The following is a 25,821-nucleotide window of genomic DNA, read 5'->3' on the forward strand; positions in this document are numbered from 1 at the left end:
GGTGGAGCTATGGATATAGCGGGGAAAGAAAAAGTTATCTCGTGGAGCGCATCCATCGGGATTCATTTTTGTCTGTTGATTGCGGCAGCGGCAATGGGCTTGTTTGCCGTGGCGGCACCGCCGGAAAAGCGTCCGATCGAAGTGGAGATCTATGATACCGCCGCTCCTGCAAGCGCGCCGGCAGCGGCGGCACAGGCAGCGGCGCCGCCTCCACCGCCGCCGAGCATTGACGACATCCAATTCGAAAAGCCGAAGAAGGAGCCCGAACCGCAGCCGCAGCAGGAGCAGCCGCGCGAGATGCCGCGGCAGAGCGCAGCGGCGAATACGAACGCGAGCAGCACCTCGTCGACGGATACGGGAGCGAACAATGCGCCGGCGAGCAGCAATGCGAACAACGGCGGTGGGAGCGACAGCAATGCCCCTGCGGGAAACTCGCAATCGTCAAAACGACCGAAAGTACCTCCGCGCAATCTTTCAACGCCTCAACCGGTCTATCCGGAGTCACTTCGCAGTCAGGGAATTACGGGCGTCGTCGTTGTCCGGTTCGTTGTGACGGCGGGCGGCAGCGTGCAGGACGCAACAGCAGAGCAGTCCTCGGGCTATCCGGAGATGGATCAGGCGGCGATCGCGGCGATCTATAACACGCCGTTTTCACCTGCCCAGAACGAAGAAGGCGAGCCGGTTTCCGCCTATACGAGGATACCGGTTAGGTTCAATCTTAAATAAGCGGGGATACTGCGATAAACGTTTATGCTCCTTCTTGGAAAGAAGGTCTTGGGAAATTTTTGGGAAAATTTGGGAATAGAGTCAGGGGAGGGAATACCCGTGCGTTACGAGACGAAAAGATTAAAGAGCAGCATCCGCCTCGCACTCATGACGGCGATTGCCGCATTGCCGATGACGGCGTTTGCGGCGGCGGATGAGCCGGAGGTCTACGACCTCGAGGAAGTTGAGGTTGTCGGGGCACACGAGACGGCGGCATCCGGAGAAAGTGGACAGCCGTCCGCCTATGCAGGAGGTCAAATTGCACGCACGAGCCATCTCGGTGTGCTCGGCGAGCGCGACTTCATGGACGTCCCGTTCAACGTGACGACGTTCAACAGTCAAATGATCGAGAACCAACAGGCAAACTCCGTCGTCGACGTGATCGCGAATGATCCGTCGGTCTCCGATCTGACGCTCTCGTCGGTGTCGCAGGCGTGGATGATCCGCGGGTTCAAGGCACAGCAGCAGGACACGCAGCTCAACGGACTCTACGGCGTCGCGCCGCGTTTTTACGGCGGCATCGAGTATGTGGATCGCGTCGAAGTCTTAAAGGGCGTCGGAGCGCTCCTCAGCGGCATGGCGCCGAACGGATCGATCGGCGGCACGGTCAACTTCGTCACGAAGCGTGCGGAGGGGAACAAGGCAAGCGTGACGCTTTCCTATGGCAACCGGGGGCAGTTCACGCAGCACATCGACATCAGCCGTCGCTCCGCAGACAATAAGCTCGGCGTGCGCGTCAATCTTCTCCACAACAACGGCGATGGGCAGTATGACCGCGAACGCATTAAGACGCAGACGGGCTTTATCGGACTCGACTACAATACCGACCGCAGCCGCACGACGTTTGACGCAGGGATCATCAGCAACCGCGTGGAGAATGCGCAGTATCGTCTGCAAATCGAAGGGAGCAGCGTGAAGAACTTCACCGGATTCCCGCGCGTCGATATCAACTCGAATTTTGGCGCGCCCGGCACGTTCCGCAAGGTCATTGAGAAATTTGGCGTTATTCGCAGTGAATACGATATTGACAAGAACCTCACAGGCTACGCGGCGTTCGGTATGCGCATCACGCATCAGGATACGCTGAGCAGTCAGGTGTTTTTGAAAGATGTCAGCGGCACCATGAATGTGAGACACCAGTACAACAATCAGATCAATAAGTCAAAGAGTGCGGAGATCGGTCTGAAGGGCAAATTTGAGACGGGCATCGTAAATCATGAGGTGACGCTTGCGGGAAGTGTCATGCACTACGATAGGTATATGTTCCAAAATGCTCTCGCCTCAAAACGCTACGATACGAATCTCTATGCGCCGCAGTGGAAGGATCTCGGGAGCTATCTCGGCTCCTTGACAAAGCGTCTGCCGCTGAACGATTCGGAGACGCTGCGCAGTATTGCGCTCTCCGATGTCATGAGTACGAAGGACGGGCGCTGGACATTCATCGTCGGCGGGCGGCTGCAGCAGATCATTGTAAAGACCTATCTGGATGGGAAGGGAAAGACGTACACGGGGGCGAGGAGTTACGACGAGTCGAAGTTCTCGCCTGCGTTTGCGCTCGTACATAAATTGAATGATAAGGTCGCGATCTATGCAAACTATATTCAGGGGCTCAAGGACGGCGATGAGGTTACGTCCAACACTGCCGCCAACAAGGGGGACATGTTAAAGCCCTTTGTCGCAAAGCAGTATGAAGTCGGGGCGAAGTTCGACCTCGGCAAGATTGCGACGACGCTCAGTGCGTTCTCTATTACAAATGCGGCATCGATTGAAGACGATGTGACGCATATTGTCTCCTCGGACGGCGAGGTGCGCAATCGCGGGATCGAGTGGACGTTCTTCGGCGAGCCGAAGGCGGGGACACGGCTCACGGGCGGCATCACATGGCTGAACGCGCGCTATGAAAAGACAACGGGCGGCAAGAACGAGGGGCGGATTCAGGAGGGCAGTCCGCGCATGACGGCGGTGCTCGGACTCGAGCAGGATATTCACGGTGTGGACGGGCTCTCCCTCTCGGCACGTATGACGTACAACTCCGCGACCTATGCAAATCCCGCAAATACGCTCAAGGTATCGCCGTGGGCGCGGTTCGATGTGGGGGCGCGCTATCGGTTCAAGGCGGGCGATACGCCCGTGACCGTTCGGGCGGATGTCTACAACGTGTTCAACCGCAACTACTGGCATGTGCTCGACCGGAACGCCGCGTATCTCGGCGCGCCGCGCACATTCATGCTCTCCATGACGGCGGAGTTCTAACATAGGACGCCGGGACAGCATCATATCTTTTCCATGATGACCGGCGTATCATGCGCGCTCGGTGGGGGCACGGCGTCGCCGTGCCTCTCGTCGTTTATGCGCGCATCATAATGCCGTGCATATCGTCAAAGGGGGTACTATGGAAGGCAACACGGCTCCGGTGCGGGCGGTCGGCGGCGCATCTCCTGTGCTCGCGCTCGCGCTCTTGCTCTGCGCCGGACTCTTCGCGGCGTGTCTCGCATCGCTCTATATCGGCGCACAGGATGTGTCTGTTGCGACGATTTTCCGGTCGTTCACGGCGTACGATCCGGCGAACGTGCAGGAGATGATCGTTCGGACGCTGCGTCTGCCGCGACTCCTCGCGGCGCTCCTGTGTGGTGCGAGCTTTGCGGTTGCGGGCGCGCTGATGCAGGGCGTGACGAACAACCCGATGGCGAGCCCCTCCATCCTCGGCATCAACGCCGGGGCGGGCTTCGGGCTTGCCGTCTTTATGATTCTCTTTCCGCAGGGGGGACTGAGTTTATCGCTCCTCTTTTCGCTTGCTGGGGCGGGGCTTGCGACGCTCGCCATCTTTTTCCTCGCGCAGGCAAAGGGCGCGGGGCGCGGTTCCGTCTTTCTCGCGCTCGCGGGGACGGCGATCGGCGCGGTGTTCGGCGCGGTGACGCAGGCGATGACGGTGTATTTCGAGGTGGCGCAGGATCTCTCGTATTGGACGGCGGGCGGCATCAGCGGCGTGCGCATGGAGCAGGCGCTCTTTCTCCTGCCGTGGACGACCGCGGGGCTTGCGCTTGCGATGAGCATTGCGCGCTCGGTGACGCTGCTCTCGTTCGGTGAGGAGGTCGCCGTCGGGCTTGGGAGCAAGATCGGGCGCATTCGCCTCGTCGCGGGCGTGACGGTGCTCCTGCTCGCCGGCTCTGCGGTCGCGGTCGCGGGTCCCGTGGGCTTCGTCGGGCTCGTGACGCCGCATATCGCGCGCAAAATTGTAGGCATCGACTATCGCAAGGTGATCCCCGTCTCGGCGCTCTCCGGAGCGCTCCTCGTCACGCTCGCGGACATCGCGGCGCGGACGATTCATCCGCCGTTCGAGACGCCGCTCGGCGCGGTGACGGCGCTCATCGGCGTGCCGTTCTTCCTCTATTTGATTCGCAGGGGGAGGAACAGGCGATGAGCGTACTGCAAAAGCGTTTTTATCTGTACAGTCTGTGCGGCACGGCGCTCCTCGCCGTGATGTTCGTTGTGCATCTCGGTTCGGGATTTACGGAGCTCGGATACGGCGACATCGCGCGCATCCTGCTCGGCGGCGGGACGCCCGAGGAAAATCTGACGGTGTTCGACTTCCGCATGGTGCGGTCGGTGCTCGCCGTCGTCATCGGCGCGGGACTGGCGGTCTCGGGCGCGGTCTTTCAGACGATCTCGCGCAACGAGCTCGCAAGCCCGAGCCTCCTCGGCGTGAATGCGGGCGCGGGCTTTGCGATTCTCCTCTTGGTCTATTTTTCGGACACGGCGGGGAGCGCGTCGCTCTGGGTGCAGCCGCTTGTTGCAACCGTGGGCGCGGCGCTCGCGGCGGTATTCATCTACCGCATGAGCTATGAGCGGGGGCATACGCTCTCGACGCATACGCTCGTCCTCATGGGCATCTCGCTGACGGCGGGCATCCATGCCGTCGAGATGATGCTGATCGTGCGGCTGAACCCTGAGAAATTCAGTCAGGTCAATACGTGGATCATCGGCAGCATCTTTGGCAGCACATGGAGCCACGCCGCTCTGCTTGCTCCGATTGTCCTCTTCCTGACGCTCTTCTTCTATGTGCGGCGCACGGATCTCGATGTGCTCGCACTCTCGGACGAGACGGCAATCGGGCTCGGCGTTCCCATCAACCGCGCGCGATTCGTGTACCTGATGGCGGCGGTCGCGCTCGCGGCGTCGTGCGTGGCGATCGGCGGGAGCATCGGCTTTGTGGGACTGCTCTGCCCGCACATCGCGCGGCGGCTCGTCGGTGTGCAGCACGCGCGCAGCATCCCCATGACGGCGCTCGTCGGCGCACTGCTCGTGGTATCGGCGGACTGGGCGGCGCGCGTCGTGATTGCGCCCGAGGAGATGCTGCTCGGCATCGTGGTCGCGCTCGTCGGCGCGCCGTATTTCCTATTTGTCCTGGCGCGCGCCAAGGGCTGAGCGCGGAGGTGAAATCGCATGAAACTAACGATAGAACATCTAAAGGCGGGCTACGATACCGCCGTTATCATAGAGGATTTGTCCCTTGAGATTCCCGAGGGGAAGATCACAGCGCTCATCGGTGCGAACGGCTGCGGGAAATCCACCTTACTCAAGACCGTCTGCCGCATCCAGGCGCCGCTCGGCGGACGCGTGCTTTTGGGCGGGGCGGACGTCCACACGGCGAATCCGCGGGAACTGGCAAAGACGATCGCGATCCTGCCGCAGAACCCGACCGCGCCCGAGGGACTGACCGTGCGCGAGCTCGTCTCCTATGGGCGCGCGCCGCACAAGACCTCATTTTTCTCACGGACGACGAAGAAGGACGCGGAGATGATCGACTGGGCACTCGCCGAGACGGATATGACGGCGTTTGCGCAGCGTCCCATCGGCGCGATGTCGGGCGGGCAGCGTCAGCGCGCGTGGATCGCGATGGCGATCGCGCAGGATACGGAGATCTTGTTCCTCGACGAGCCGACGAGCTTCCTCGACGTGGCGCATCAGATGGAGGTGCTGCGCCTCGTGAAGCATCTGAACGAGGCGTACGGCAAGACGGTCGTCATGGTACTGCATGAGCTGAACCAAGCGGCGCGGTACGCGGACTATCTCGTGGGCATGTGCAAAGGGGCGATTCTCTACTGCGGCACGCCCGCGGAGGTGTTCCACCGGGAGATGCTGCGCGACGTGTTCGGCATCGACGCGGAGATCATGAGTGACCCGCGCGGCGGGCGGCCGCTGTGCATCCCGTATTTCATGGATGCCGGGGAACATGGGGTATGATGCGCGCGCACAGACTGCTCGCCGCGGGGCTGTGTTTCGCCTTCCTCTTGGGCGCGGCGGGGTGCGATCGGGGCGACATCCGCAGGGAGAAGTCGGAGAAAGCGCAGGAGACGGTGAAAAAACTACGCCGATTCGACCCCGCCGTTCTGCGCGCGGATACGCCGGCGGCGATCGACGCGGAGTTTGCCGCGCGTCTCGCGGAGAAACGCAAGGCGGCGGAAAAGCTCTATCGCGAAGAGGACGGAAAACGCATCCTGAAGCATAAATTCGGCGAGACCGTACTGCCGGATGCGCCCCTGCGTATCGTCTGCATCCGCCTTGAGGATCCCATGCTCGCGCTCGACGCGCCCATGGCCGCCGCCTACGATTTCCCTGCGTACTATCTGCATGAGGAGCTCGCGGCGTGCGGCGTCATGCGCATCAGCATCAACGACGAGAACAAGACGATCAACCTTGAGCAGGTGCAGGCGGCGAAGCCCGATCTCATCGTCATGCGCGACAGCTTCGGCAAGGGAGTTTACGACGACCTCTCGAAGATCGCGCCCGTCGCGGCATTTGACCTGCGCGACTACGAGCGTACCCTGCTCGCGCTCTCGCTCGTCCTCGCGCGTCCCGCGGACGGCGAGGCGCGCCTGCGGCAATTTTACGATACGGCAAAGCGCGACCGCATCCGCATCAAGGGGCATATCGGCGATGCGACGGTCGCGCTCCTGCGCATCATGAACAAGGAAGTGCGGCTCTATCCGTATGCGACGAACGACATCAACAGGTTCATGTACGAGCTGCTGAACCTGCGCCCGCCGCAGATGGTGATCGACATCGACGGGAACGAGCAGAACAACGCGATCTCGCTCGAGCTCCTGCCCGAGCTGCAAACGGATTACCTGCTCATCAGCGCGGGATTCGGCCCGAGCAGCAGACAGAGCAGTGCGATTGCGAAAAAACGATTTGCGGCGATGCGGCTCGATCCCCTGTGGCAGAGCGTGCCCGCCGTGCGCGCGGGGCATATGCTCGAGGTGGACTCGATGATCTGGAACGCGCATGGCATCATCTCGCGCGAGCGGGCGATGGATGCCCTCGCGGAGGATATGGAACGGCAATGATGCGGCGCAGGCGTTCAATTAAAGTTTAATGCCCCCTTCAAGCGCCCTTAACAACAGGTTTCTATACTAATACCATACAAGGAATGACGGAGATCCTTCGATCCCATCGGAGATTTCCGCAGAAAGGTGTGGTTTATGATGAAGAGATCTGTAAGAAAAAACTTGATTGGCATGACGCTCGGCGCTGCGATTCTCAGCGCAAGTTTCGGCTCGCTCGCGTACGCGAACAGTACCGAACAAGGGGGGCATGGAATGCCGACGCAGCAGACAGAGATGAAGATGGACAAACACCCCCAGGTTCAAATGTCTGTGGATGAGCAGGCAAAATATGTTTCGGAGGTCTTTGGCGTCAGTGAAACGGAAGTCAAGCAGGAGATTGCGAAGAAGACGGATCTCTTTGACATCGGGCAGGGAGCGATGCTTGCAAAGCTCTCCGGAAAACCGTTCCCGAGTATTATGCAGATGAAGGCAAAGGGGAAGGACTGGCCGCAGATCGTCGACACCCTCGGCATCACGGATAAACAGCTCCAAGCGGGACTAATGGACATGGCGGTACTGCACATCAGTATGCGCGGCGATGTAGATGAAAATACGGCGCGCGACCTTCTGCAGAAGGGCTATGAGCCGCATGACATCGAGATGGCAGGTGTGATTGCGAAAGCCGCACACAAGGATATCGTGTCCGTGCTGAACCAAAAGAAGGACAATAAGGGCTGGGGAGAGATTGCTGATGAGTTCGGCGTCGATAAGAATATGCTGAAGTCGGATCGGCCGGACTTCCCGCCGATGCGTGATATGCCGGTGAAGAAATAATCCTTCCAAGAACGCCCGGCTGCGGGGGCACTGCATATTCTTTATGCAGTGCCCCCGTTTTTCTATGGAAATCCTTTTCATATCATTGCCGCCGTATGTTACGGGGCGCCCCTGTTTGACAAATGTGCCGGACACCTTTAAGATGGGGACGACAGGAGGAGATTGCGATGCGGGTCAAAATGTGCGGGATGAAGACGATTGCGGCGGCGTACGCGGCGCGTGATGCGGGGGCGGATTACATCGGATTTATTTTTGCGCGGGAGAGCAGGCGGTATATAACGCCCAAAGATGCGCGCTCGATCTGCGCGGCGGTGGACGTGGTGAAGAAGGTCGGCGTCTTTGTCGATGCCGACCCCGCGGAGATGAACGAGATCGCCGCGTACTGCGGGCTGGACTATGTGCAGCTTCACGGGCATGAACCTGCGGAGACGGCGCGCCGGGTGGAGCGTCCCGTCATCAAGGCGTACCGCTGCGGCGACGACTTCGACGCGGACGCGGCGAACGCCTATCCCGCCGAGATCATCCTCGTGGACAGCTACGCGCCGGGGGCGGCGGGCGGAACGGGCGCGGCGTTCGCGTGGGAGGATGCCGCGCGTGAGATCGCGCGCGTGACAAAGCCCGTCCTCATCGCGGGCGGGCTCACAGCGGAGAATGCGCGCGCGGCGATCGAGATCTTTCATCCGTTCGGTCTCGACGTGTCGGGCGGTCTGGAGGAGAACGGGGAGAAATCTATCGCAAAAATCGCAGTGTTCATGGCGGCGGTACGCGCGGGCGCGTCCGGATCCCGTGGGCATGATTGACAAATATGCGCAACTCCACTAAGATAGAAGGGCGCGCCGCGCGGCGCGCTTCGGAAGATTCGCAGAGGAGGTGCGTTCATGCGTGACCTATTGGCTGAGATTGTCGAAAAAAAACGCGGGATCGTCGCGGCGGCAAAGCGCGATGTGCCGCTCGAAACGCTCAAGAAAGATATAAAGTGCGGGACGTTCCGTATGGCGGAGCATTTTCGCCGGCACGGGTGGGGGCTGATTGCCGAGTGCAAATTACAGTCGCCCGCAAAGGGACGCCTGACGACGGCGCATACGGTGACGGAGCTCGCCGAGACGTACGCGGCGGCGGGGGCGGCGGTGCTCTCGGTGCATACCGACCCGCATTTCCTCGGGAGCAACGCGGATTTTGCCGCCGTGCGCGCGCGCGTCGATACGCCGCTCCTGCGCAAGGACTTCATCATCGACCCTTATCAAGTATATGAAGCAAGGGCGCTCGGGGCGGACGCCGTGCTCCTCATCGTGCGCATCCTGACGCCCGCGGCACTGAAGGAACTGCTCTTTCTCACGTGGAGTCTCGGCATGGACGCACTCGTCGAGGTGCATGACCGCGCGGATCTCGCGGCGGCACAGGCAACGCCCGCGGAGTTCATCGGCATCAACAACCGCAACCTCGTGACGTTCGAGACGAGCGTGCAGACGACGATCGACCTCCTCCCGTACGCGGATACGGCACGCACGCTGATCAGCGAGAGCGGCATTTTCACCGTGGAGGACGCCGCACGAGTGCGTGATGCGGGCTGCCGCGGCGTGCTCGTCGGCGAGGGACTGGTAAAGGCGGCGGATGTCGGGGCATTTGCGAAAGAACTGAGCACATTGGGGACAAAGGAGCATGAGCTATGAGTAAAAAGGGAAGATTCGGTGCATACGGCGGACAATATGTGCCCGAGATCGTGATGCCCGCGCTGAACGAGCTGGAAGAAGCGTATTTGAAATACCGCGAGGACGCGGAATTTCGCGCCGAGTTCCGGAAATATTTGACGAACTACGCGGGGCGTCCGACGAATCTTTATTTCGCAGAGCGTCTGACGAAGCATTACGGCAAAGCGAACATCTACCTCAAACGTGAGGATCTGCTGCACACGGGCGCGCACAAGATCAACAACGCGCTCGGTCAGGCGCTCCTCGCACAGCGCATGGGCAAGAAGCGCATCGTCGCGGAGACGGGCGCGGGGCAGCACGGCGTCGCGACGGCGACGGTGGCGGCGCTCTTTGGCATGGAGTGTCACATCTTCATGGGCGCACTCGACGTGGAGCGTCAGCGGCTCAATGTGTTCCGTATGCGTCTCCTCGGGGCAACGGTTATTCCCGTCTCGAGCGGCACGGGCACGCTGAAGGACGCGACGAGCGAGGCGATCCGCTACTGGGCGACGAACATCACGGACACCTACTATGTCATCGGCTCTGCCGTGGGGCCGTACCCCTATCCGGAGATGGTGCGCGATTTCCAAAAGATCATCGGCGAGGAGATCCGCGCGCAGTCGGCGGAGGCGTTCGATGCAAAGCCCGACTACCTCGTCGCGTGCATCGGCGGCGGCAGCAACGCCATCGGGACGTTCTATGATTTCCGGGGCGACACGGATGTGAAGAAGTTCTGCGTGGAGGGCGGCGGACGCGGCGATGCGGACGGCGACAACGCTAAGACGCTCAGCGGCGCTGGCACACCCGGCATCCTGCACGGCGCATACAGCTACCTCCTCCAGGACGATGACGGACAGGTCGTTGAGGCGTACAGCATCTCGGCGGGGCTGGACTACCCGGGCGTCGGCCCCGAGCATTCCTTTTTCAAGGATCAAGGTATCGTGACCTACGTCTCCGTGACGGATGCACAGGCGCTCGCGGCGTTCCAAAGGCTCTCGCGCATCGAGGGCATCATCCCTGCGCTCGAAAGCTCGCATGCGCTCGCCTATCTCGAGACGCTGATGCCACAGACGAAGGCGGGCGAGAACGTCGTTGTCTGTCTCTCGGGACGCGGCGATAAGGACGTCCAGATGGTTGCAAAGGAGCTGGGGGAGGACATCGCATGAGCAAGCGTCTGAATGAAAAACTGGCGAAGCTGCGCAAAGAGGGGCGCAAGGGCCTCTATATCTACATCACGGCGGGCTGCCCGAATGCGGAGGAAACCGTCGACATCGTGCGCCGTGCGGAGGAAGCGGGCGCGGATGTGATCGAGCTCGGTCTGCCGTTCTCCGATCCGATGGCGGACGGTCCCGTCATCCAGGAGGCGAGCGTTATGGCGCTCAAGCAGGGCATGACGCTGAAAAAGGCACTCGATATTGTCAAGGAGATTCGGAAACATTCCGAGATCCCGCTCATCGGCATGGGCTATATCAATATGGTGCAGCATTACGGCTTTGAAAAGTTCGTCACGGATTTCGGCGCGGCGGGCATGGACGGCGTGATTCTCCCCGACGTTCCGCACGAGGAGTCCGAAGAGATGCGCGCGGTCTGTGCGGCGCATGATTTCACGCTGACCGAGTTCATCACGCCCGGCACGACCGAGGAGCGCATGGAGGAGACGTGCAGGGACGCGGCGGGGTTCGTCTACTGCGTCTCGAACTACGGCGTCACGGGGGTAAAGGAGATCGATTACTCCGTCATCGGGCGCGTCTGCGCGGCGGCGCGCCGCTATACGAATGTGCCGCTCGCGATCGGGTTCGGCATCGGTACGCCTGACGCCGCGGTGCGCGCTGCCAGGCAGGCGGACGGCGTCATTGTCGGCAGCGCGGTCGTGAAGCGCATCATCGAGGGCGATATTGACGGCGGCATCCGACTCATCGCCGACATGCGAAAGGCATTGGATGCATAAATAAAAATTGAAGCGGGGCTGCCGTACGAATATGGTTTAACATATTCGTACGGTAAGCCTTTTTTATTGTAAGAGCTGCACGGCTTATGGGGAAATATATCCCCTCGGATATGTTTAATGCCGCTTCGGCATCCGCCTTGCCAAAAAAGCGGGGCTTAAAAATGGCTGCGGCGGATACCAAACGGCACATCGTTTGCGGCTCAACAAGTCGTTCTGTGCGGATTTGGCATGTACATCTTTGTGATTGTATCGACTTATGCACTCCTCTTAACGATTTATGACGAAATAACGTTTGTGAAGGAATATTTACACAGTTAATATACATGAATGAGATTCATTATAAATAATACTTTCCTCGTGAATTATCCTTGTCAATATAGCTTTTTTTCGGTATATTATACATAGACTTTATTGCTGTAGCCGCCTGTTATAAATTTGATTTAGAATGAACGGTTTCAGCATAATTTTTTACCTATTGTCTATTGTTTGTGATTATTTGTTTTTCCTATGTATTTATTCTATATCTTAATACAAGGAGGCTCTGTGTATGGGAGAGTATGGGAGTCTGTTGGTGTTCCTCTTGGTGGCGCTCGCGTTTCCCGTGATGGCGCTCGGGCCTGCGTTCCTCTTGCAGCCGCGCCGTCCGTCGCCGCAGAAGTACATTCCGTATGAGTGCGGCGTCGATCCGGTCGGGTCGCCGTATGTGCAGTTCCGCGCGGGATATTTCCTCTATGCGCTGCTGTTCATCGTGTTTGATATCGAGACGGTATTCCTCTATCCGTGGGCGGTTGAGTTCCGGATGATCGGGGCGTTTGCACTCGCAGAGATGTTCGTATTCGTCGGCATTCTTGCGCTTGGCCTCGGCTATGCGTGGCGAAAGGGGGATCTGACATGGAGATAGCGGAGCGTGTACCGGAATCGCTGCGGCACAATGTATTTGTTGTAAAAATCGATCAATTATTTCGCTGGGCGCACGCAAGCTCCATCTGGCCGCTGTCCTCGGGGCTTGCCTGCTGTGCGATCGAGATGATGAGCACGGCGACGGCGCGGTTCGACCTCGCGCGCTTCGGCTACGAGGTGTTCCGTCCCTGCCCGCGGCAGGCGGATCTGCTCATTGTGGCGGGGACGCTGACGTGGAAGATGGCGGAGCCGATCGTGCGGCTCTACGAGCAGATGCCCGAGCCGAAATACGTCATCGCGATGGGCGCGTGCACGATTGCGGGCGGCCCTTTCGCCGACTCGTATTCCGTCGTCCCGGGCATCGACGACATCCTGCCCGTGGACGTCTACATCCCGGGCTGTCCGCCGCGTCCAGAGGCGCTGATGGACGGGATGCTGAAGCTGCGGGAAAAAATTCTGCATCCCGAACGCGTCGCGGCAGAGCGCGCGGCATGGGCGGCGAAGGAGAAAGCGGCGGTGACGGCATGAGAAAAGAATATGCACCCGCCGAAATGCTTGCGGCAATCAAGGAGCAATTTCCTGCGGCGGAGTACGACGCGGAAGCGGCGCGTCCCGCCGTCTATATCGGCGCGGATGAACTCATATCGTTTTTGACCTATTTGCGCAGCGATGCGGCGCTCGCTTTTACGCGCCTTGAAAATCTGACGGCGGTCGATTGGAAGGATCGCTTCGAGACGGTCTATCATCTCTTTGCGCCCGCATCGGAGCATTGGCTGACGGTGAAGGTCACGCTCCCGCACGATGCGCCGCGCGTGCCGTCCGCGACGGCGGTGTTCCCGGGCGCGGAGTTCGAAGAGCGCGAGGTCTATGATCTCATGGGCATTGCCTTCACGGGGCATCCCGACCTGCGGCGCGTGTTCCTGCCCGAGAATTTCGCGGGACATCCGCTGCGCAAGGATTTCAAGGCCCCTCCGCCGCCCGAGATTCCGCGCATTCGAAAGGAGGCGCCGTGATGCCGAGAACGGAGACCTATACGCTCAACATGGGACCGCAGCACCCCTCGACGCACGGCGTCCTGCAGGTGCAGCTCGAGCTAGACGGCGAGCGCATCCTAAAGGCGACGCCCGTCATGGGCTATCTCCACCGCGGGATTGAAAAACTGCTTGAGGACAGGACGTACATCCAAGGGCTGCCCTATACGGATCGGCTCGACTATGTGTCCTCGATGAACAATAATTTCGGCTATGCGCTCGCAGTTGAAGAGCTGGCGGGCATCGAGACGACGCGGCGCGCGGAGTACATCCGCGTCATTATGGCGGAGCTGAACCGCATCAACAGTCATCTCATCTTCATCGGGACGCTCGCGAACGATCTCGGCGCGTCGACGGGGATGCTCTACTGTTTCCGCGACCGCGAGAAGATTCTCGACATCTTTAACCTCGTCTGCGGCGCGCGTCAGACGTTTCACTACATCCGCATCGGCGGGGTGAAGGAAGACCTCACGCCGGAGGCGGTGACGATGATCCGTGCATTCCTCGACGAGGTTCCTATTTTCCTCGACGAGTACAATAAGCTCCTCACGGGCAACGAAATCTTTGTCCGCCGCATCGTGGGGACGTCCCCGATGACGATGGAGGAAGCCCTGCGTTACAACATGACGGGGCCGAATCTGCGCGCGACGGGGCTGCCGTTCGACCTGCGCAAGGTCGACGGCTACAGCGTCTACGATGAGTTCGAGTTCGACGTTCCCGTGGGAGCGCACGGCGACAACTGGGATCGCTACCAAGTGAAGCTCGGGGAGATCGCGCAGAGTGCGCGCATCATCCGGCAGGCGATCGAGGGACTGCCCGAGGGCGACTTCATGGGCAAGGTACCGAAGGTCGTGAAGCCGCCCAAGGGCGAGGTCTTTAGCCGCACGGAGGGGACGCGCGGGGAGCTCGGGTTCTACATCGTCAGCGACGGCACGCCGAAGCCCTACCGCATCCACATTCGCCGCCCCTCGTTCGTCAATATGCAGGGGCTCGACGCGATGTGCCGCGGGATGCTCATCGGCGACTCGGTCGCCGCGTATTCGTCCATCGACCCCATCATGGGCGAAGTGGACTGCTGAGAAAGGAGGGGGATGATGGAACTTTCTCTGCTTGCCGCTTTGGCAGCGTGGATGCGTGAACTCATCTATGCGATCGTGCCCGTGCCGCTCGTCGTGGATTTCGTCATGACGGTCGTCGGCGTTGCGGCGCTCCTCGGCATCATCTCGATGGCGGCGATCGTCTTTACCTATGCCGAGCGTAAAATCTGCGCGTTCATTCAGGTGCGTCTCGGCCCCAACAGGGTCGGCGGTCGCTTTGGTCTCCTCCAGCCGATCGCGGACATGCTCAAACTCATGAGCAAGGAGGACATCATGCCCGCAGGTGCGGACAAGGTCGTGTGGGCGCTCTCGCCCGCGCTGCTCTTCGTACCTGCGGCGCTTGTCTATGCCTTTTTCCCGTTCGATGCGGGCGCGGTGCTCGCCGACGTGAACGTCGGGGTGTTCCTCCTCTTCGCTGTGTCGGGACAGGCGGTACTGCCGTTCCTCATGGGCGGCTATGCGTCCAACAATAAATATTCGTTCATCGGCGGGATGCGCATCGTGGGGCAGATGCTCAGCTACGAAGCGCCGCTGCTCTTTTCGCTGCTCGGCGTCGTCATGCTGACGGGATCGCTGAGGCTCGACGACATCGTGCAGATGCAGGCGCACAACGCGTGGTTCATCTTCGTGCAGCCGCTTGCGTTCGTCATCTTTTTGATTGCGGTGGTCGCGGAGACGAACCGCACGCCGTTTGACCTCGTGGAGGGCGAGTCGGAGATCATCGCGGGCCCGTTTACAGAGTATTCGGGGATGCGCTGGGCGCTGTTCTTCCTCGCCGAGTATGCGAACCTTCTGACGGCGGCGATTCTCGCGACGACGTTCTTCCTCGGCGGCTACAGCGGCCCCTCCTTCCTGCCGGGCTTCGTGTGGTTCGGACTCAAGGCGCTCGTCATGGTGTTCCTCATCATGTGGTTCCGCTGGACGTTCCCGCGCACGCGCGTGGATCAGATTCTCACCTTCGGATGGAAGGTACTTGTGCCGCTCTCGATGATCAACGTCTTTTTGACGGGCGTCGCGATGTATGTCTTTGGGATGGTCTAAGGAGGCGCCGACATGTTTGGAAAAGGTCTGCTGACCGGAATGAGCGTCACATGGAAGCATCTCTGGGGGAAAAAGGAGACGTTCTGCTACCCCGAAGAGAAGCTGCCGATGACGGAGAATTTCCGCGGGGGCAACCTCGCGATGGACTGGCGCGTCTGCATCGGCTGTTCCATGTGCGCGAACGCGTGCCCGAACAAGGCGCTCGATCTGACGATCGTGCAGGATGCGAAGAAAAAGCGTCACATGCAATACTATATTCATAAATCCGGGCGGTGTCTCTACTGCAATCTGTGCGTGGAAGTCTGCCCCGTCAAGACGCTCGTGTGGGACAAGGACTATGCCATCTCCACATGGAGCAAGGAGACGATGACCCACGACGCAATGATGGATGCGGATCGCGCCGATCTCGCAGAGGTCCTCGCACGCGTCGAGGTCGAGGCGGCGGAGGAAAAGGCGAAGAAGGAAGCCGAAGCGGCGGCAAAGGCTGCGGCAAAAGCCAAAGCGGAGGCGGAAGCAAAGGCCGCGGAAGCCGCCGCGAAGACGGCGGGACAGGATGCACCTGCGGAGGAAAAACCTGCGGCACAGGCGAATGCAAGTGCGGCGGTACAAGCTGCGCCGGCTGAAAAAACTGCGGAAAAGTCCGCAGAAAAAATCGTGGAACCGCCTAACAACGCGGCACAGGAAGGGGGCGCGTCATGAGTTTCATCTTCTATGTGCTCGCGGCGATCACCGTCATCGGCGCACTCGGCGTTGTGCTCTCGCCGAACGTCGTGCACAGCGCGCTCTTCCTCGTCGTGTCGTTCATCGGCGTGGCGTCGATCTACTTTTACATCGGTGCGGAGTTCCTCGGCGCGGTGCAGCTCATGGTCTACAGTGGGGCGGTCGCCGTGCTCATCGTCATGGCGATCATGCTGACGCGGCGGGACTCGATGCAGCATTCGAATCCGTCGCAGAAACTCTTTCGGCGCGTTGTGACGGGACTGCTCGCGTGCGGATTCTTCTTCCTCATGGGGCTCGGCATTGTGCTCGCTCCCATGCCGGACGGGATGCTCGGTGCATCGACGGGCGCGCATGAGATCGCCGCGCTGATGCTCGGCACGTACGTCCTGCCGTTTGAGATTGGCGCGGTGCTCCTCCTCGCGGCGATGATCGGCGCGCTGATGCTTGCGAGAGGAGGGGATGCCGCATGATCGGACTGTCCGATTTGCTCTTTGTGTCCGCACTGCTCTTTTGCATCGGACTTTACGGACTGCTCACGCGGCGCGGTCTCATCCCCATCCTCATGTGCGTGGAGCTCATGCTGAACGCGGTCAACATCAACCTTGTTGCGTTTGATCGCTTCTATGCGCACAACACGGAGGGGCAGCTGATGGCGCTCTTTTCCATCGCGGTGGCGGCGTCCGAGATCGCCGTCGGGCTTGCGCTCGCGTTCCGTTTGTATCAAATCCGGTTCACGACGAATGTCGACGAACTCGATACACTGAGAGATTAGGGGAGGGAAGAATATGTTCACATTCGTACTGACCCATGCCTATCTCATCCCGCTCTTTCCCGCGATCGCGTTTCTCATCATCGCACCCTTTACGCGGTCAAAGAAGAATCTCTCGGCGGCGATTGCGATCGCGCTGATGGCAGCGGCGTTCGTGTTCTCCGTCTGCATCGCGTTTGCGGTCGTGGATTATCAAATCACGATGTCCGACCCCTATGTGATGAAAACGCTGTGGGCAAAGGTCGGTAGCGTAGCACTCGAGATGGGCGTGCTCATCGACCCGCTCACGGCGATGATGCTCGTCATCGTGACGCTCGTCTCCCTGCTCGTCTACATCTACTCCGCCGGCTACATGGAACACGACGCGGGCATGGGGCGGTTCTTCGCCTTCATGTCGCTGTTCTCGGCGGCGATGCTCGGACTCGTGGTCGCGCTCAACTTCCTCCAGCTCTATGTGTTCTGGGAGGGCGTCGGGCTTTGCTCGTACCTCTTGATCGGCTTTTACTATCAAAAGGTAGCGGCGCGCGAGGCGGCGAAAAAGGCGTTCATCACAACGCGCATCGGCGACTTCGGAATGCTGCTCGGCATTCTGCTCGTGCAGATCACATTCGGCACGATGGATTTCGTCGAGCTGCGCATGATGGTGCCGCCCTATGCGATTGCCGCAGGAACGGGGATGCTCACGCTCATCGGCTTCCTGCTCTTCATGGGCGCGATCGGAAAGTCGGGGCAGTTCCCGCTCCATGTGTGGCTGCTCGACGCGATGGAAGGCCCCACGCCGACCTCGGCGCTCATCCATGCCGCGACGATGGTTGCGGCGGGCGTGTTCCTCGTGGCGCGCGCATTCTTCATCTTCAGCACGTCGCCCGTGGTGATGGACTTCATCGCGGGGCTCGGGGCGTTCACGGCGCTCTTCGCCGCGGTTATCGCCGTGACGCAGCGGCGGTTCAAGGCGGTGCTCGCGTACTCGACGATCAGTCAGCTCGGCTACATGATGATGGCGGTCGGCGTCGGCGCGTTCTCCGCCTCGATGTTCCACCTCATGACGCACGCCTTCTTCAAGGCGATGCTCTTCCTCTGCGCGGGTGCGGTCATGCACGCGCTGCACGACGAGACGGACATCACGAAGATGGGCGGGCTCTATCAAAAAATGCCGCTGACCTTCGCGGCAATGGTGATCGGCGTACTTGCCATTGCGGGCATTCCGCCGTTTTCGGGATTTTTCTCCAAAGACGAGATCCTCGCGGCGGTCATGCACGCGAGCACGCCGCTCTACGTCATGGCGACGGCGACGTCCTTCCTCACGGCGTTCTACATGGCGCGCCTCCTCATCCTCGCGTTCCTCGGAGAGAATCGGAGCGAACACGAGGCGCATGAGGTCGACGCCCGCATGTGGCTGCCGATGGCGGCGCTCGCCCTGCTTACGATCGGGAGCGGGCTGTGGGGCTATTTCGGCGGATTCTCGCTGTGGGTTCACGCGGGCACGCCGCATCACGAGGCGATCGATTGGACGGTGGCGGGGGCGAGCACCGCGCTTGCGCTCCTCGCCTTTGCTGCCGCGTATCAGATCTACGGACGGCACAGCTTCCGCGCATCGATGGAGCGCAAGCGTTTCGGATTCGTTTATCGCGTCATCTACAATAAATTTTACATCGACGAGCTCTATGCGCATATCCGCACGCGCTTCGTCTACGGGACGGCGGTCGTCCTGCGTTGGATCGACGAGAAGATCTTCGACGGCACGATGTACGGACTCGGCGGCTATGCGCTCGCGACGAGCGACCTCCTCACGGAGTCCGCGAACGGACAGGCGCAGCGCTACGTCGTGGTCTTTTACACGGGTGTGCTCATACTCCTGTGCTATGCGCTCTATTGGGCGGTGCAGGTGCTTGCGTATTGGGGAGGAGGTGTCACGCGATGACGGCGGTTCCCGTTCTTTCGATCATCCTATGGCTGCCGCTCGTGGCGGCGTGCATCATTGCGCTCCTGCCGGGCGGGCTGCACAGTGCGATTCGGCGGCTTTCGGCGGCGGCGATGGTACTCACGCTGCTGCTCATCCTCCACGTCTATGCGAATTATGACCTCATGCGGGGCGGGATGCAGTTCACGGAGTACGTTCCGTGGATCACCGACCTCGGCGTCGCCTATGCGCTCGGCGTGGACGGCATCTCGCTGCCTATGCTGCTCCTCACGGGCGTCGTCGGGCTTGCGGCGGTTTTTAGCTCGTGGCACGTCGAGAAACGCGTCAAGGAGTATTTCGTCCTCCTCCTCATCGTCATCGGGGGCGTCACGGGGGCGTTCCTCGTGCGCGACATGTTCCTCTTCCTCGTGCTCTGCGAGATGGTCGTCGTGCCCGCGTATCTGATGGTGCTCATCTGGGGATCCTCGGAGCGTGTCTCGAAGGAGCACGCGGCGATGAAGATGACGATCTTCCTCCTCGTCGGCTCCGCGTTCATGCTGCTCGGCGTGCTCCTCCTCTATGTGAGTGCGTATGAGACGGGGATGCGCACGTTCGACTTCGAGGCGCTCGCCATGGCGGCGACGTCGGGGCTCATCCCGTGGGAGGTGCAGGTCACCGCATTCCTCCTCCTGCTCGTCGGCTTCGGCTCGCATCTCTCGATGTTCCCGTTTCACATTTGGTCGCCCGACGGCTACGCGGGCGCGCCCACCGCGATCTCCATGATCAACGCGGGCGTGCTGAAAAAAATTGGCGGCTACGCGCTCATCCGCATCGGCATCTTCATCCTGCCGCTCGGCGCAAAATTTTGGGCGCCCGTCATCGCTGTGCTCGCGATGATCAACGTCATTTACGCCTCCTACATCGCGCTCGCACAGCGCGACATCAAGTATATGATCGCCTATTCGTCCGTCTCCCATATGGGCTATGTCCTGCTCGGCTTTGCGGCGCTGAACGCTGTGAGCGTCAGCGGTGCGGTTGCGTATATGGTGGCGCACGGCATCATGCTCGCGCTCTTCTTCTCGCAGATCGGCTATATCTACGACAAGACCGACCTGCGCAGCATCGGCGATCTCTGGGGGCTCGCGCATCACCGCCCGCACATCACGGTCGGATTCATGCTCGCAGGTCTGTGTTCGCTCGGACTGCCGGGACTGATCGGCTTCATCCCTGAGTTCACAATCTTCGTCGGCGTGATGGAGGTCTACCCCGTCATCGCCGTCATCTCCGTGAGCGGCATCGTATTTACCGCGTTCTACGTCCTGCGGATGCTCGCGCGCGTCCTCTTCGGGCCTCGCACGGAGCGGTTCACCGCGATCCCGGACACACAGAAAATCGACCTCGCGCCGCTCTTCGTGCTCGGTGTGTTCCTCGTCGGACTCGGCGTGTTCCCGGGGCTCTTGATGAACGTCGTTGACAGCGGCGTCGCGCCGCTCGTGCCGCTCTTTGAGCTGCTGAAAGATGCGCCGACGATACTCGGAGGGGGGATGTGATGATGGCGGACATGAATTTTGCAGCGCTCTCCGTTGAGATCGGCATCGCCGTACTCATGGCGGCGGTGCTCCTCCTCGATTTGATTCTCGAAAAAAATGCGCCGCGCCGGATTCTCGGCGGCGTGACCGCCGTCGGACTGCTTGCCGTGCTCGCGGGCGCGGTGGGGATGTATCCGCCGGACGGCGGCGCGATCGCGTTCTATGCCGGACATTACATCGTGGACGGCTATTCCGTATTCTTTAAGATGCTCTTCATCGTGGGGATGCTCTCCACCGTCCTATTCTCCATGGACTACGCCGAAGAGGTTCTGCCGCACCGCGGTGAATACTATGTGTTGCTCCTCGCAGCGCTCCTCGGCATGTGCGCGCTCGCCTCGGCGAACGATCTCATGACCGCGTTCGTCGGGCTGGAGCTCATGACCGTCTCGTTCTATGCGCTCGTCGCGCTGCGGACGGATGCGCCGCGTTCGGCGGAGGCGGGGATGAAATACCTCGTCTTTGGCGCGGGCTCGACGGCGGCGCTGCTCTACGGCATGAGCCTTGTCTACGGCATGACGGGGACGATGCTCTTTCAGGGGATCGCACAGGGCTACGGGATGCTCTTTCCGCTCGGGCTCATCGGCGTCGTGCTGATGCTCGCGGGATTCTTCTTCAAACTCTCGATCATCCCGTTCCACCTATGGGCGCCCGATGTTTACGAGGGCGCGCCCGCGCCCGTCACGGGACTGCTCGCCATGTGTTCGAAGGCGGCGGGCATCGCCGTCCTCCTGCGCGTCCTCTTCGTTGCGTTCCCCGTGCTCGCCGCATATTGGGCGCACCTGATTGCCGTGCTCGCGGCGGTCTCCGTGGTCGGCGGCAATCTCATGGCGTTCCGGCAGACGAATATCAAGCGGATGCTCGCGTACTCGTCCATCGCGCAGGCAGGATACATGATGAGCGCGCTTGTCGCCACGAATGCCGCGGGCATCAAGGCGGTGCTCTTCTACGCGATGGTCTACGTCTTCGCGAACGTCGCCGCGTTTGTCACCGTTACCTATCTCGAGATGAAGCGCGGCGCGGCGGACTTTGACACCGTGCGCGGGCTTGCAAAGGAGTCGCTGCTCCCCGCGGGGCTTCTCATGGTCGCCCTGCTCACGATGGCGGGACTGCCGCCGACGGCAGGCTTCGTCGGGAAGATCTATATCTTCTCCGCCGTCATCGACGCGGGCTATCTCTGGCTCGCGGGCGTCGGGTTCGTCATGTCCATGGCGTCCGTCTACTACTACCTCCTCGTCATTAAGGAAATGTACCGCGACGTAGACCCGGGAGAGAAAGAGGTCAAAAGCAAACTCGCACTGCCCCTGCCCGCATCCGCCGTCGGCGTTCTCGCCGTCCTCTGCACACTCATCGTCGGCATCTGGGCGCAGCCCCTCTCAATCCTCAGTAATATCGCGGTCTATACCTTTATGCGGTGAAACTTCATACGAAAACGGAGTCGTGGTGCATTTGTACCTCGACTCCGTTTTTGCATCCATTTTGCTTTACATTGTAAATCAAAGAATGTAAAATCCGTGCGTCTCACTTTCAGGAGTCCGGCCAATTTAATGTGGCCGGGCGTGTTTTTATGTGGAAAAATTTTCTTTTTCCCACGTTTTATGGTATCCTACATATAGTCTTTTAGACAGGGAGGAAGGGTGCATTATGTCAGAGTATACATATACGGTGGAAAAACCGTGTCCGGTCTGTGGGGAAGAGACGCACGTGACGAAGATGAAAGCGCGCCTGATCACGCTTGAGACGGATGAGGATTACTGCGTTCACTATGAGGGGGTGAACCCTTACCGCTATCGTGTATGGATGTGCGAACACTGCGGCTTTGCCGCCGATGAAAAACAGTTCACGGGCGAGCCTCTGAAGGCGCGTGACAAGGATAAGATCAAGGAGCTTCTTGCGGGGCATAAGGTCAATCTTCCGTATAAAGAGGAGCGGACAGTAGAGGAGGCAATCCGCGCGTACAAGCTCGGCATCTACTTCGCCGAGCGGCTCGGCTGGCCGCTGCAAAAACAGGCGGGCTACTGCATGGGCATGGCGTGGGTCTACCGCGATACAGACGATCGCGATAAGGAAAACGAGGCGCTGCTGCGTGCGGCGGAACTCTACGAAAAATCTGTTATGACGGAGCACTACCCGATCAATGGTATGAGCGATATGATGGCAATCTATATGACGGGAGCGGCATACTACCGTCTTGAGAATTATGAAAAGGCGACGCAGATGCTTTCGCAGATCATGAGCGATCAGGAAGTGCGTAAGAACGATGCAAAACTCTTCGAGCGCACGCAGAACCTGTGGCTCGAACTGCGCGAGAAGAAGGCCGCGGCAGAGAAAGCGAACGGTTAATGGTTATTGATATTCCGGCGCATTTCATTGAGGATTTGCGCAGTTTCGATTGGAGCACGATCCGGGAGACGGTGCAGGACTATGCACCTGTATTGACCGCACTTCGCGATACTTGGGATCGCGAGACACTAACGGAAATCGCGGACGGGCATCTCTTCGTGCGCGATGCGACGATGAACGAGGCGATCGCAAAAAATCTCGGTACAGACGGGAGCATCACGGGCATCACACTCACATCGCACGCGAACGGAACACTCGACATCGTATGCACAACGGCAAAAAAATATAAGCGTATCGAGTTGTCCGGTACGATCGAGGAAATGGTGCATGACGGTGAGAAGTCGTACGCCGTCTACCGTGTACGTAAGAAGAAAGTTCCCAATCACGGGCTTGTCTCGTGGATTTTCGCGCGTGTTTCGCTCTCTATGGTGGAGCGCATGGTCGGGCATCTCGACGTCTCGGATCGCGTCCCCGTTGATGTGCACGGCAATACGGTGCGCGTTGATTTCCACGAGGTGTTGGCGGCGTCTCGTCTTGGGCAGACAGAGTTCCGCGGGCACAGACTCATCGATATGATTGAGATTGAGGGGGCGCAGGTGCGCGACGGCGGTATCATGTTTGATACAAAACTGAACGTGCCGGATGATGTGAAGGATGCACTGAGAAACATTTTGAAGGACAAGGTGCAGACAGGGACACCGGAAGGAGGTACAGAGTGAGAAGGAATATGCTCATTCGTATACTTTGTTTTGTTTTGGTGCTGGGATTGTTCCCGCAGATAACGGAGGCGGCAAAGTCGGCTCCCGTGACCGAGAAAATTCTCTTCATCCCGCATGACAGCCGCCCCATCTCGAGCAAACAGACGGCGGATGTCGTGGCACAGCTCGGCTACGACATTGTCGTACCGCCGAATGACCTCCTCGGCAACCGCGAGGATCTCGGTCATCCCGATGAACTGTGGGCATGGGTGCGGACGAATATCGCGCAGCCCGGGGTGAAGGGGGCTGTCATCTCCTCCGACGCTGTGATCTACGGCAGCCTTGTCGGCTCGCGTAAGCATACGTATTCGCGCGACGAGGTCATGGCACGCGCCGCGCGGTTTGCAGAGCTTCAGAAGGAGCAGCCGAAGGTACCTCTCTATGTGTTCGGCTCGATCATGCGTACGCCGCGCACCGCCGAGGCATCAGGGCACGAGGAACCGGAGTACTACCGCCGCTACGGAGCCGACATCTTCCGCTACACGGTTCTGCGCGACAAGGACGAGGTCGAGGGGCTGACACGACGCGAGAAAAAGGAATATGCTTTTCTTGAGCGGCTGATCCCGAAAGAAGCGCTCGCCGACTGGATGGGGCGCCGCGAGAAGAATTATGCGGTGAACTCATACATGATTGAGCTCATGCGAAAAAAAGGGACATTCCGGTACCTTGCGCTCGGGCGCGACGATAATGCGCCGTTTTCGCAGACCCATCTCGAGAGCCGCCACCTTACGCAGGAGGGCGCGGATCTCGGAAAGACGCGCTTTCAGACGATGGCGGGCATCGACGAGATCGCCCTTCTCATGCTCACGCGTGCCGTTAATGAGCAGCGCCATGAAATTCCCTTTGTCTATCCGCGTTACAATTGGGGGCGCGGGGAAGAAACCGTACCCGCCTACTCGGATGAAAAAATCGGTACCTCCATCAACGATGCCGTCCTCGCCGCAGGCGGCATGGTCGTGCGTGCACCCGAAAAGGCAGACGTCGTGCTTACGGTGAACACAAATCCCGACGGGCGAACCTATGAGGCAAATGCCGCCCTGAATGACGGGACACGGCGTGAGGGAACAACATATTTTGCCGATATTGTCTCCGACTACGTGGGGAAGGGCTACCCCGTTGCGATTGCCGACGTTGCATTTGCCAACGGTTCGGATAACGCACTCATGGCGGAGCTGCAAAAGCGTGGTCTGCTCTATAAGATTCGCGCCTATGCGGGCTGGAATACGCCGACAAACAGCTCCGGCTTTGCCATCGGCGAGGGGATGCTCGTCCGTCATATGAGCGGCGACGCCGCCGATCGTCTGCTCACGACACGCTATCTCGACGACTGGGCGTATCAGGCGAACGTGCGCAACACCATCGCGCGCCAGCTCACATGGCTGCGCGGCGACGGCTTCTACGGCAGTCTTGGCTCGAAGATGGATGCCGTCAGTGCCCGCTCTACACGTATGATGAACCGCTTCATTGAGGAGAATCTGCCGCCGCTTGCGGACATTGATACCGTAGAGGTCACATTCCCGTGGAACCGCATGTTTGAGTCCGATATTCTGCGCGGTGAACGCGGTTTTGCCTATGATTTTCTTGCAAAGAGGAGTCAGTAATATGCATCGAAAATATCTGATCGCTTACTTTTCTGCCTCTCCTTCACGGCGGACAGAGAAAATTTCCGAAAAAATTGCGGATGTGATAGGGGCAGACCTTTATGAGATTGTGCCCGCCGTTCCCTATACCGAGGACGATCTCAATTGGAATAATGAAAAGAGCCGTTCGAGCGTTGAGATGAACGACCCGGCAAGCCGCCCGGAGATCGCGGGTGAACTGCCCGATATTTCGCATTATGAGACCGTCTTTGTGGGATTCCCGATTTGGTGGTATATTGCACCGCATATTATCAATACGTTCCTTGAGAGCTGTGACTTGAAGGATAAGACCGTCGTTCCGTTTTCTACCTCCGGAGGCAGCCCTATGGGACAGACCACAGCACACCTGCGTCCTTCGGCGCCGGGCGCCCTCGTCAAAGAGGGGCGGCGGTTTGAGATGGGGGAGACGCCGATGGCGATTAATTCGTGGATTGCCTCCTTGGGCATTTAGGTGACGCGGGATTTTTGCGCCCGG

Annotated in this window: 26 protein-coding genes; all 26 read left to right on the forward strand. The window is 59.8% G+C overall.

Translation table 11 applies throughout. The features are described from left to right. Positions 1-9: 9 nt before the first annotated feature. Positions 10-726 (forward strand): energy transducer TonB, encoded by a 717-nt coding sequence (locus HMPREF1147_RS03185; RefSeq protein ID WP_009657663.1) that lies wholly within the window; start codon positions 10-12, stop codon positions 724-726. A 99-nt stretch (positions 727-825) separates the two neighbouring features. After that, entirely contained in the window at positions 826-3,018 is a 2,193-nt protein-coding gene (locus tag HMPREF1147_RS03190) for a TonB-dependent siderophore receptor (RefSeq protein ID WP_009657629.1), read from the forward strand. Positions 3,019-3,157: 139 nt separating this feature from the next. Next, positions 3,158-4,186: an iron ABC transporter permease gene (locus tag HMPREF1147_RS03195; RefSeq protein WP_009657682.1), complete on the forward strand. Its 1,029-nt coding sequence runs from the start codon at positions 3,158-3,160 to the stop codon at positions 4,184-4,186. Further along, a complete protein-coding gene (locus HMPREF1147_RS03200; RefSeq protein ID WP_009657703.1) occupies positions 4,183-5,190 on the forward strand; it encodes an iron ABC transporter permease in 1,008 nt (335 codons plus the stop codon). Before HMPREF1147_RS03195 ends, HMPREF1147_RS03200 begins: the two co-directional genes overlap by 4 nt. A gap of 18 nt (positions 5,191-5,208) precedes the next feature. Next, entirely contained in the window at positions 5,209-6,009 is an 801-nt protein-coding gene (locus tag HMPREF1147_RS03205; RefSeq protein ID WP_009657673.1) for an ABC transporter ATP-binding protein, read from the forward strand. Continuing rightward, positions 6,006-7,112: an ABC transporter substrate-binding protein gene (locus HMPREF1147_RS03210; protein ID WP_009657653.1), complete on the forward strand. Its 1,107-nt coding sequence runs from the start codon at positions 6,006-6,008 to the stop codon at positions 7,110-7,112. The genes HMPREF1147_RS03205 and HMPREF1147_RS03210 overlap by 4 nt, the downstream gene beginning before the upstream one ends. Before the next feature lie 135 nt (positions 7,113-7,247). Then, positions 7,248-7,925, forward strand: coding sequence for a hypothetical protein (locus HMPREF1147_RS03215; protein ID WP_009657700.1), 678 nt, complete (start codon positions 7,248-7,250; stop codon positions 7,923-7,925). 167 nt (positions 7,926-8,092) lie between these two features. Next, complete coding sequence (locus tag HMPREF1147_RS03220) at positions 8,093-8,725, forward strand: phosphoribosylanthranilate isomerase (protein ID WP_009657684.1); 633 nt, start codon at positions 8,093-8,095, stop codon at positions 8,723-8,725. 78 nt (positions 8,726-8,803) lie between these two features. Then, complete coding sequence (gene trpC, locus HMPREF1147_RS03225) at positions 8,804-9,595, forward strand: indole-3-glycerol phosphate synthase TrpC (RefSeq protein ID WP_009438751.1); 792 nt, start codon at positions 8,804-8,806, stop codon at positions 9,593-9,595. Next, complete coding sequence (gene trpB, locus HMPREF1147_RS03230) at positions 9,592-10,779, forward strand: tryptophan synthase subunit beta (protein ID WP_009657628.1); 1,188 nt, start codon at positions 9,592-9,594, stop codon at positions 10,777-10,779. The genes trpC and trpB overlap by 4 nt, the downstream gene beginning before the upstream one ends. Next, positions 10,776-11,561: a tryptophan synthase subunit alpha gene (gene trpA, locus HMPREF1147_RS03235; RefSeq protein WP_009657709.1), complete on the forward strand. Its 786-nt coding sequence runs from the start codon at positions 10,776-10,778 to the stop codon at positions 11,559-11,561. The genes trpB and trpA overlap by 4 nt, the downstream gene beginning before the upstream one ends. Positions 11,562-12,108: 547 nt before the next feature. Then, positions 12,109-12,462, forward strand: coding sequence for an NADH-quinone oxidoreductase subunit A (locus HMPREF1147_RS03240; RefSeq protein ID WP_009438621.1), 354 nt, complete (start codon positions 12,109-12,111; stop codon positions 12,460-12,462). Further along, on the forward strand, positions 12,453-12,989 hold the full coding sequence (locus HMPREF1147_RS03245; RefSeq protein ID WP_009438716.1) for an NADH-quinone oxidoreductase subunit B: 537 nt from the start codon (positions 12,453-12,455) through the stop codon (positions 12,987-12,989). The genes HMPREF1147_RS03240 and HMPREF1147_RS03245 overlap by 10 nt, the downstream gene beginning before the upstream one ends. Then, entirely contained in the window at positions 12,986-13,474 is a 489-nt protein-coding gene (locus HMPREF1147_RS03250) for an NADH-quinone oxidoreductase subunit C (protein ID WP_037351085.1), read from the forward strand. Before HMPREF1147_RS03245 ends, HMPREF1147_RS03250 begins: the two co-directional genes overlap by 4 nt. Continuing rightward, on the forward strand, positions 13,474-14,571 hold the full coding sequence (locus HMPREF1147_RS03255) for an NADH-quinone oxidoreductase subunit D (RefSeq protein WP_009657714.1): 1,098 nt from the start codon (positions 13,474-13,476) through the stop codon (positions 14,569-14,571). The genes HMPREF1147_RS03250 and HMPREF1147_RS03255 overlap by 1 nt, the downstream gene beginning before the upstream one ends. Before the next feature lie 12 nt (positions 14,572-14,583). Further along, positions 14,584-15,630, forward strand: a complete 1,047-nt coding sequence (gene nuoH / locus HMPREF1147_RS03260) for an NADH-quinone oxidoreductase subunit NuoH (RefSeq protein WP_071530705.1) — start codon at positions 14,584-14,586, stop codon at positions 15,628-15,630. A 12-nt stretch (positions 15,631-15,642) separates the two neighbouring features. Next, the gene (locus HMPREF1147_RS03265; RefSeq protein ID WP_009657649.1) at positions 15,643-16,329 is read left to right on the forward strand and encodes a 4Fe-4S dicluster domain-containing protein; all 687 of its coding nucleotides are present in this window, start codon (positions 15,643-15,645) and stop codon (positions 16,327-16,329) included. After that, the gene (locus tag HMPREF1147_RS03270; protein WP_009657623.1) at positions 16,326-16,820 is read left to right on the forward strand and encodes an NADH-quinone oxidoreductase subunit J; all 495 of its coding nucleotides are present in this window, start codon (positions 16,326-16,328) and stop codon (positions 16,818-16,820) included. Before HMPREF1147_RS03265 ends, HMPREF1147_RS03270 begins: the two co-directional genes overlap by 4 nt. Continuing rightward, positions 16,817-17,122: an NADH-quinone oxidoreductase subunit NuoK gene (gene nuoK / locus HMPREF1147_RS03275; RefSeq protein WP_009657691.1), complete on the forward strand. Its 306-nt coding sequence runs from the start codon at positions 16,817-16,819 to the stop codon at positions 17,120-17,122. Before HMPREF1147_RS03270 ends, nuoK begins: the two co-directional genes overlap by 4 nt. A gap of 13 nt (positions 17,123-17,135) precedes the next feature. Beyond that, a complete protein-coding gene (nuoL, locus tag HMPREF1147_RS03280; RefSeq protein WP_009657651.1) occupies positions 17,136-19,040 on the forward strand; it encodes an NADH-quinone oxidoreductase subunit L in 1,905 nt (634 codons plus the stop codon). After that, complete coding sequence (locus tag HMPREF1147_RS03285; RefSeq protein ID WP_009438744.1) at positions 19,037-20,569, forward strand: NuoM family protein; 1,533 nt, start codon at positions 19,037-19,039, stop codon at positions 20,567-20,569. Before nuoL ends, HMPREF1147_RS03285 begins: the two co-directional genes overlap by 4 nt. Further along, positions 20,569-22,023: an NADH-quinone oxidoreductase subunit N gene (locus tag HMPREF1147_RS03290; protein ID WP_009438629.1), complete on the forward strand. Its 1,455-nt coding sequence runs from the start codon at positions 20,569-20,571 to the stop codon at positions 22,021-22,023. The genes HMPREF1147_RS03285 and HMPREF1147_RS03290 overlap by 1 nt, the downstream gene beginning before the upstream one ends. 226 nt (positions 22,024-22,249) lie before the next feature. Further along, positions 22,250-22,948, forward strand: a complete 699-nt coding sequence (locus HMPREF1147_RS03295) for a DUF2225 domain-containing protein (protein ID WP_009438846.1) — start codon at positions 22,250-22,252, stop codon at positions 22,946-22,948. Beyond that, positions 22,948-23,667: a hypothetical protein gene (locus tag HMPREF1147_RS03300; RefSeq protein ID WP_009657622.1), complete on the forward strand. Its 720-nt coding sequence runs from the start codon at positions 22,948-22,950 to the stop codon at positions 23,665-23,667. The genes HMPREF1147_RS03295 and HMPREF1147_RS03300 overlap by 1 nt, the downstream gene beginning before the upstream one ends. 8 nt (positions 23,668-23,675) lie before the next feature. Then, entirely contained in the window at positions 23,676-25,307 is a 1,632-nt protein-coding gene (locus HMPREF1147_RS03305; protein WP_009657686.1) for a DUF4127 family protein, read from the forward strand. Position 25,308: 1 nt separating this feature from the next. After that, complete coding sequence (locus tag HMPREF1147_RS03310; protein WP_009438824.1) at positions 25,309-25,797, forward strand: flavodoxin; 489 nt, start codon at positions 25,309-25,311, stop codon at positions 25,795-25,797. Positions 25,798-25,821: the final 24 nt, after the last annotated feature.

This window comes from Selenomonas sp. FOBRC9 (assembly GCF_000287655.1).
Taxonomy (GTDB): domain Bacteria; phylum Bacillota; class Negativicutes; order Selenomonadales; family Selenomonadaceae; genus Centipeda; species Centipeda artemidis.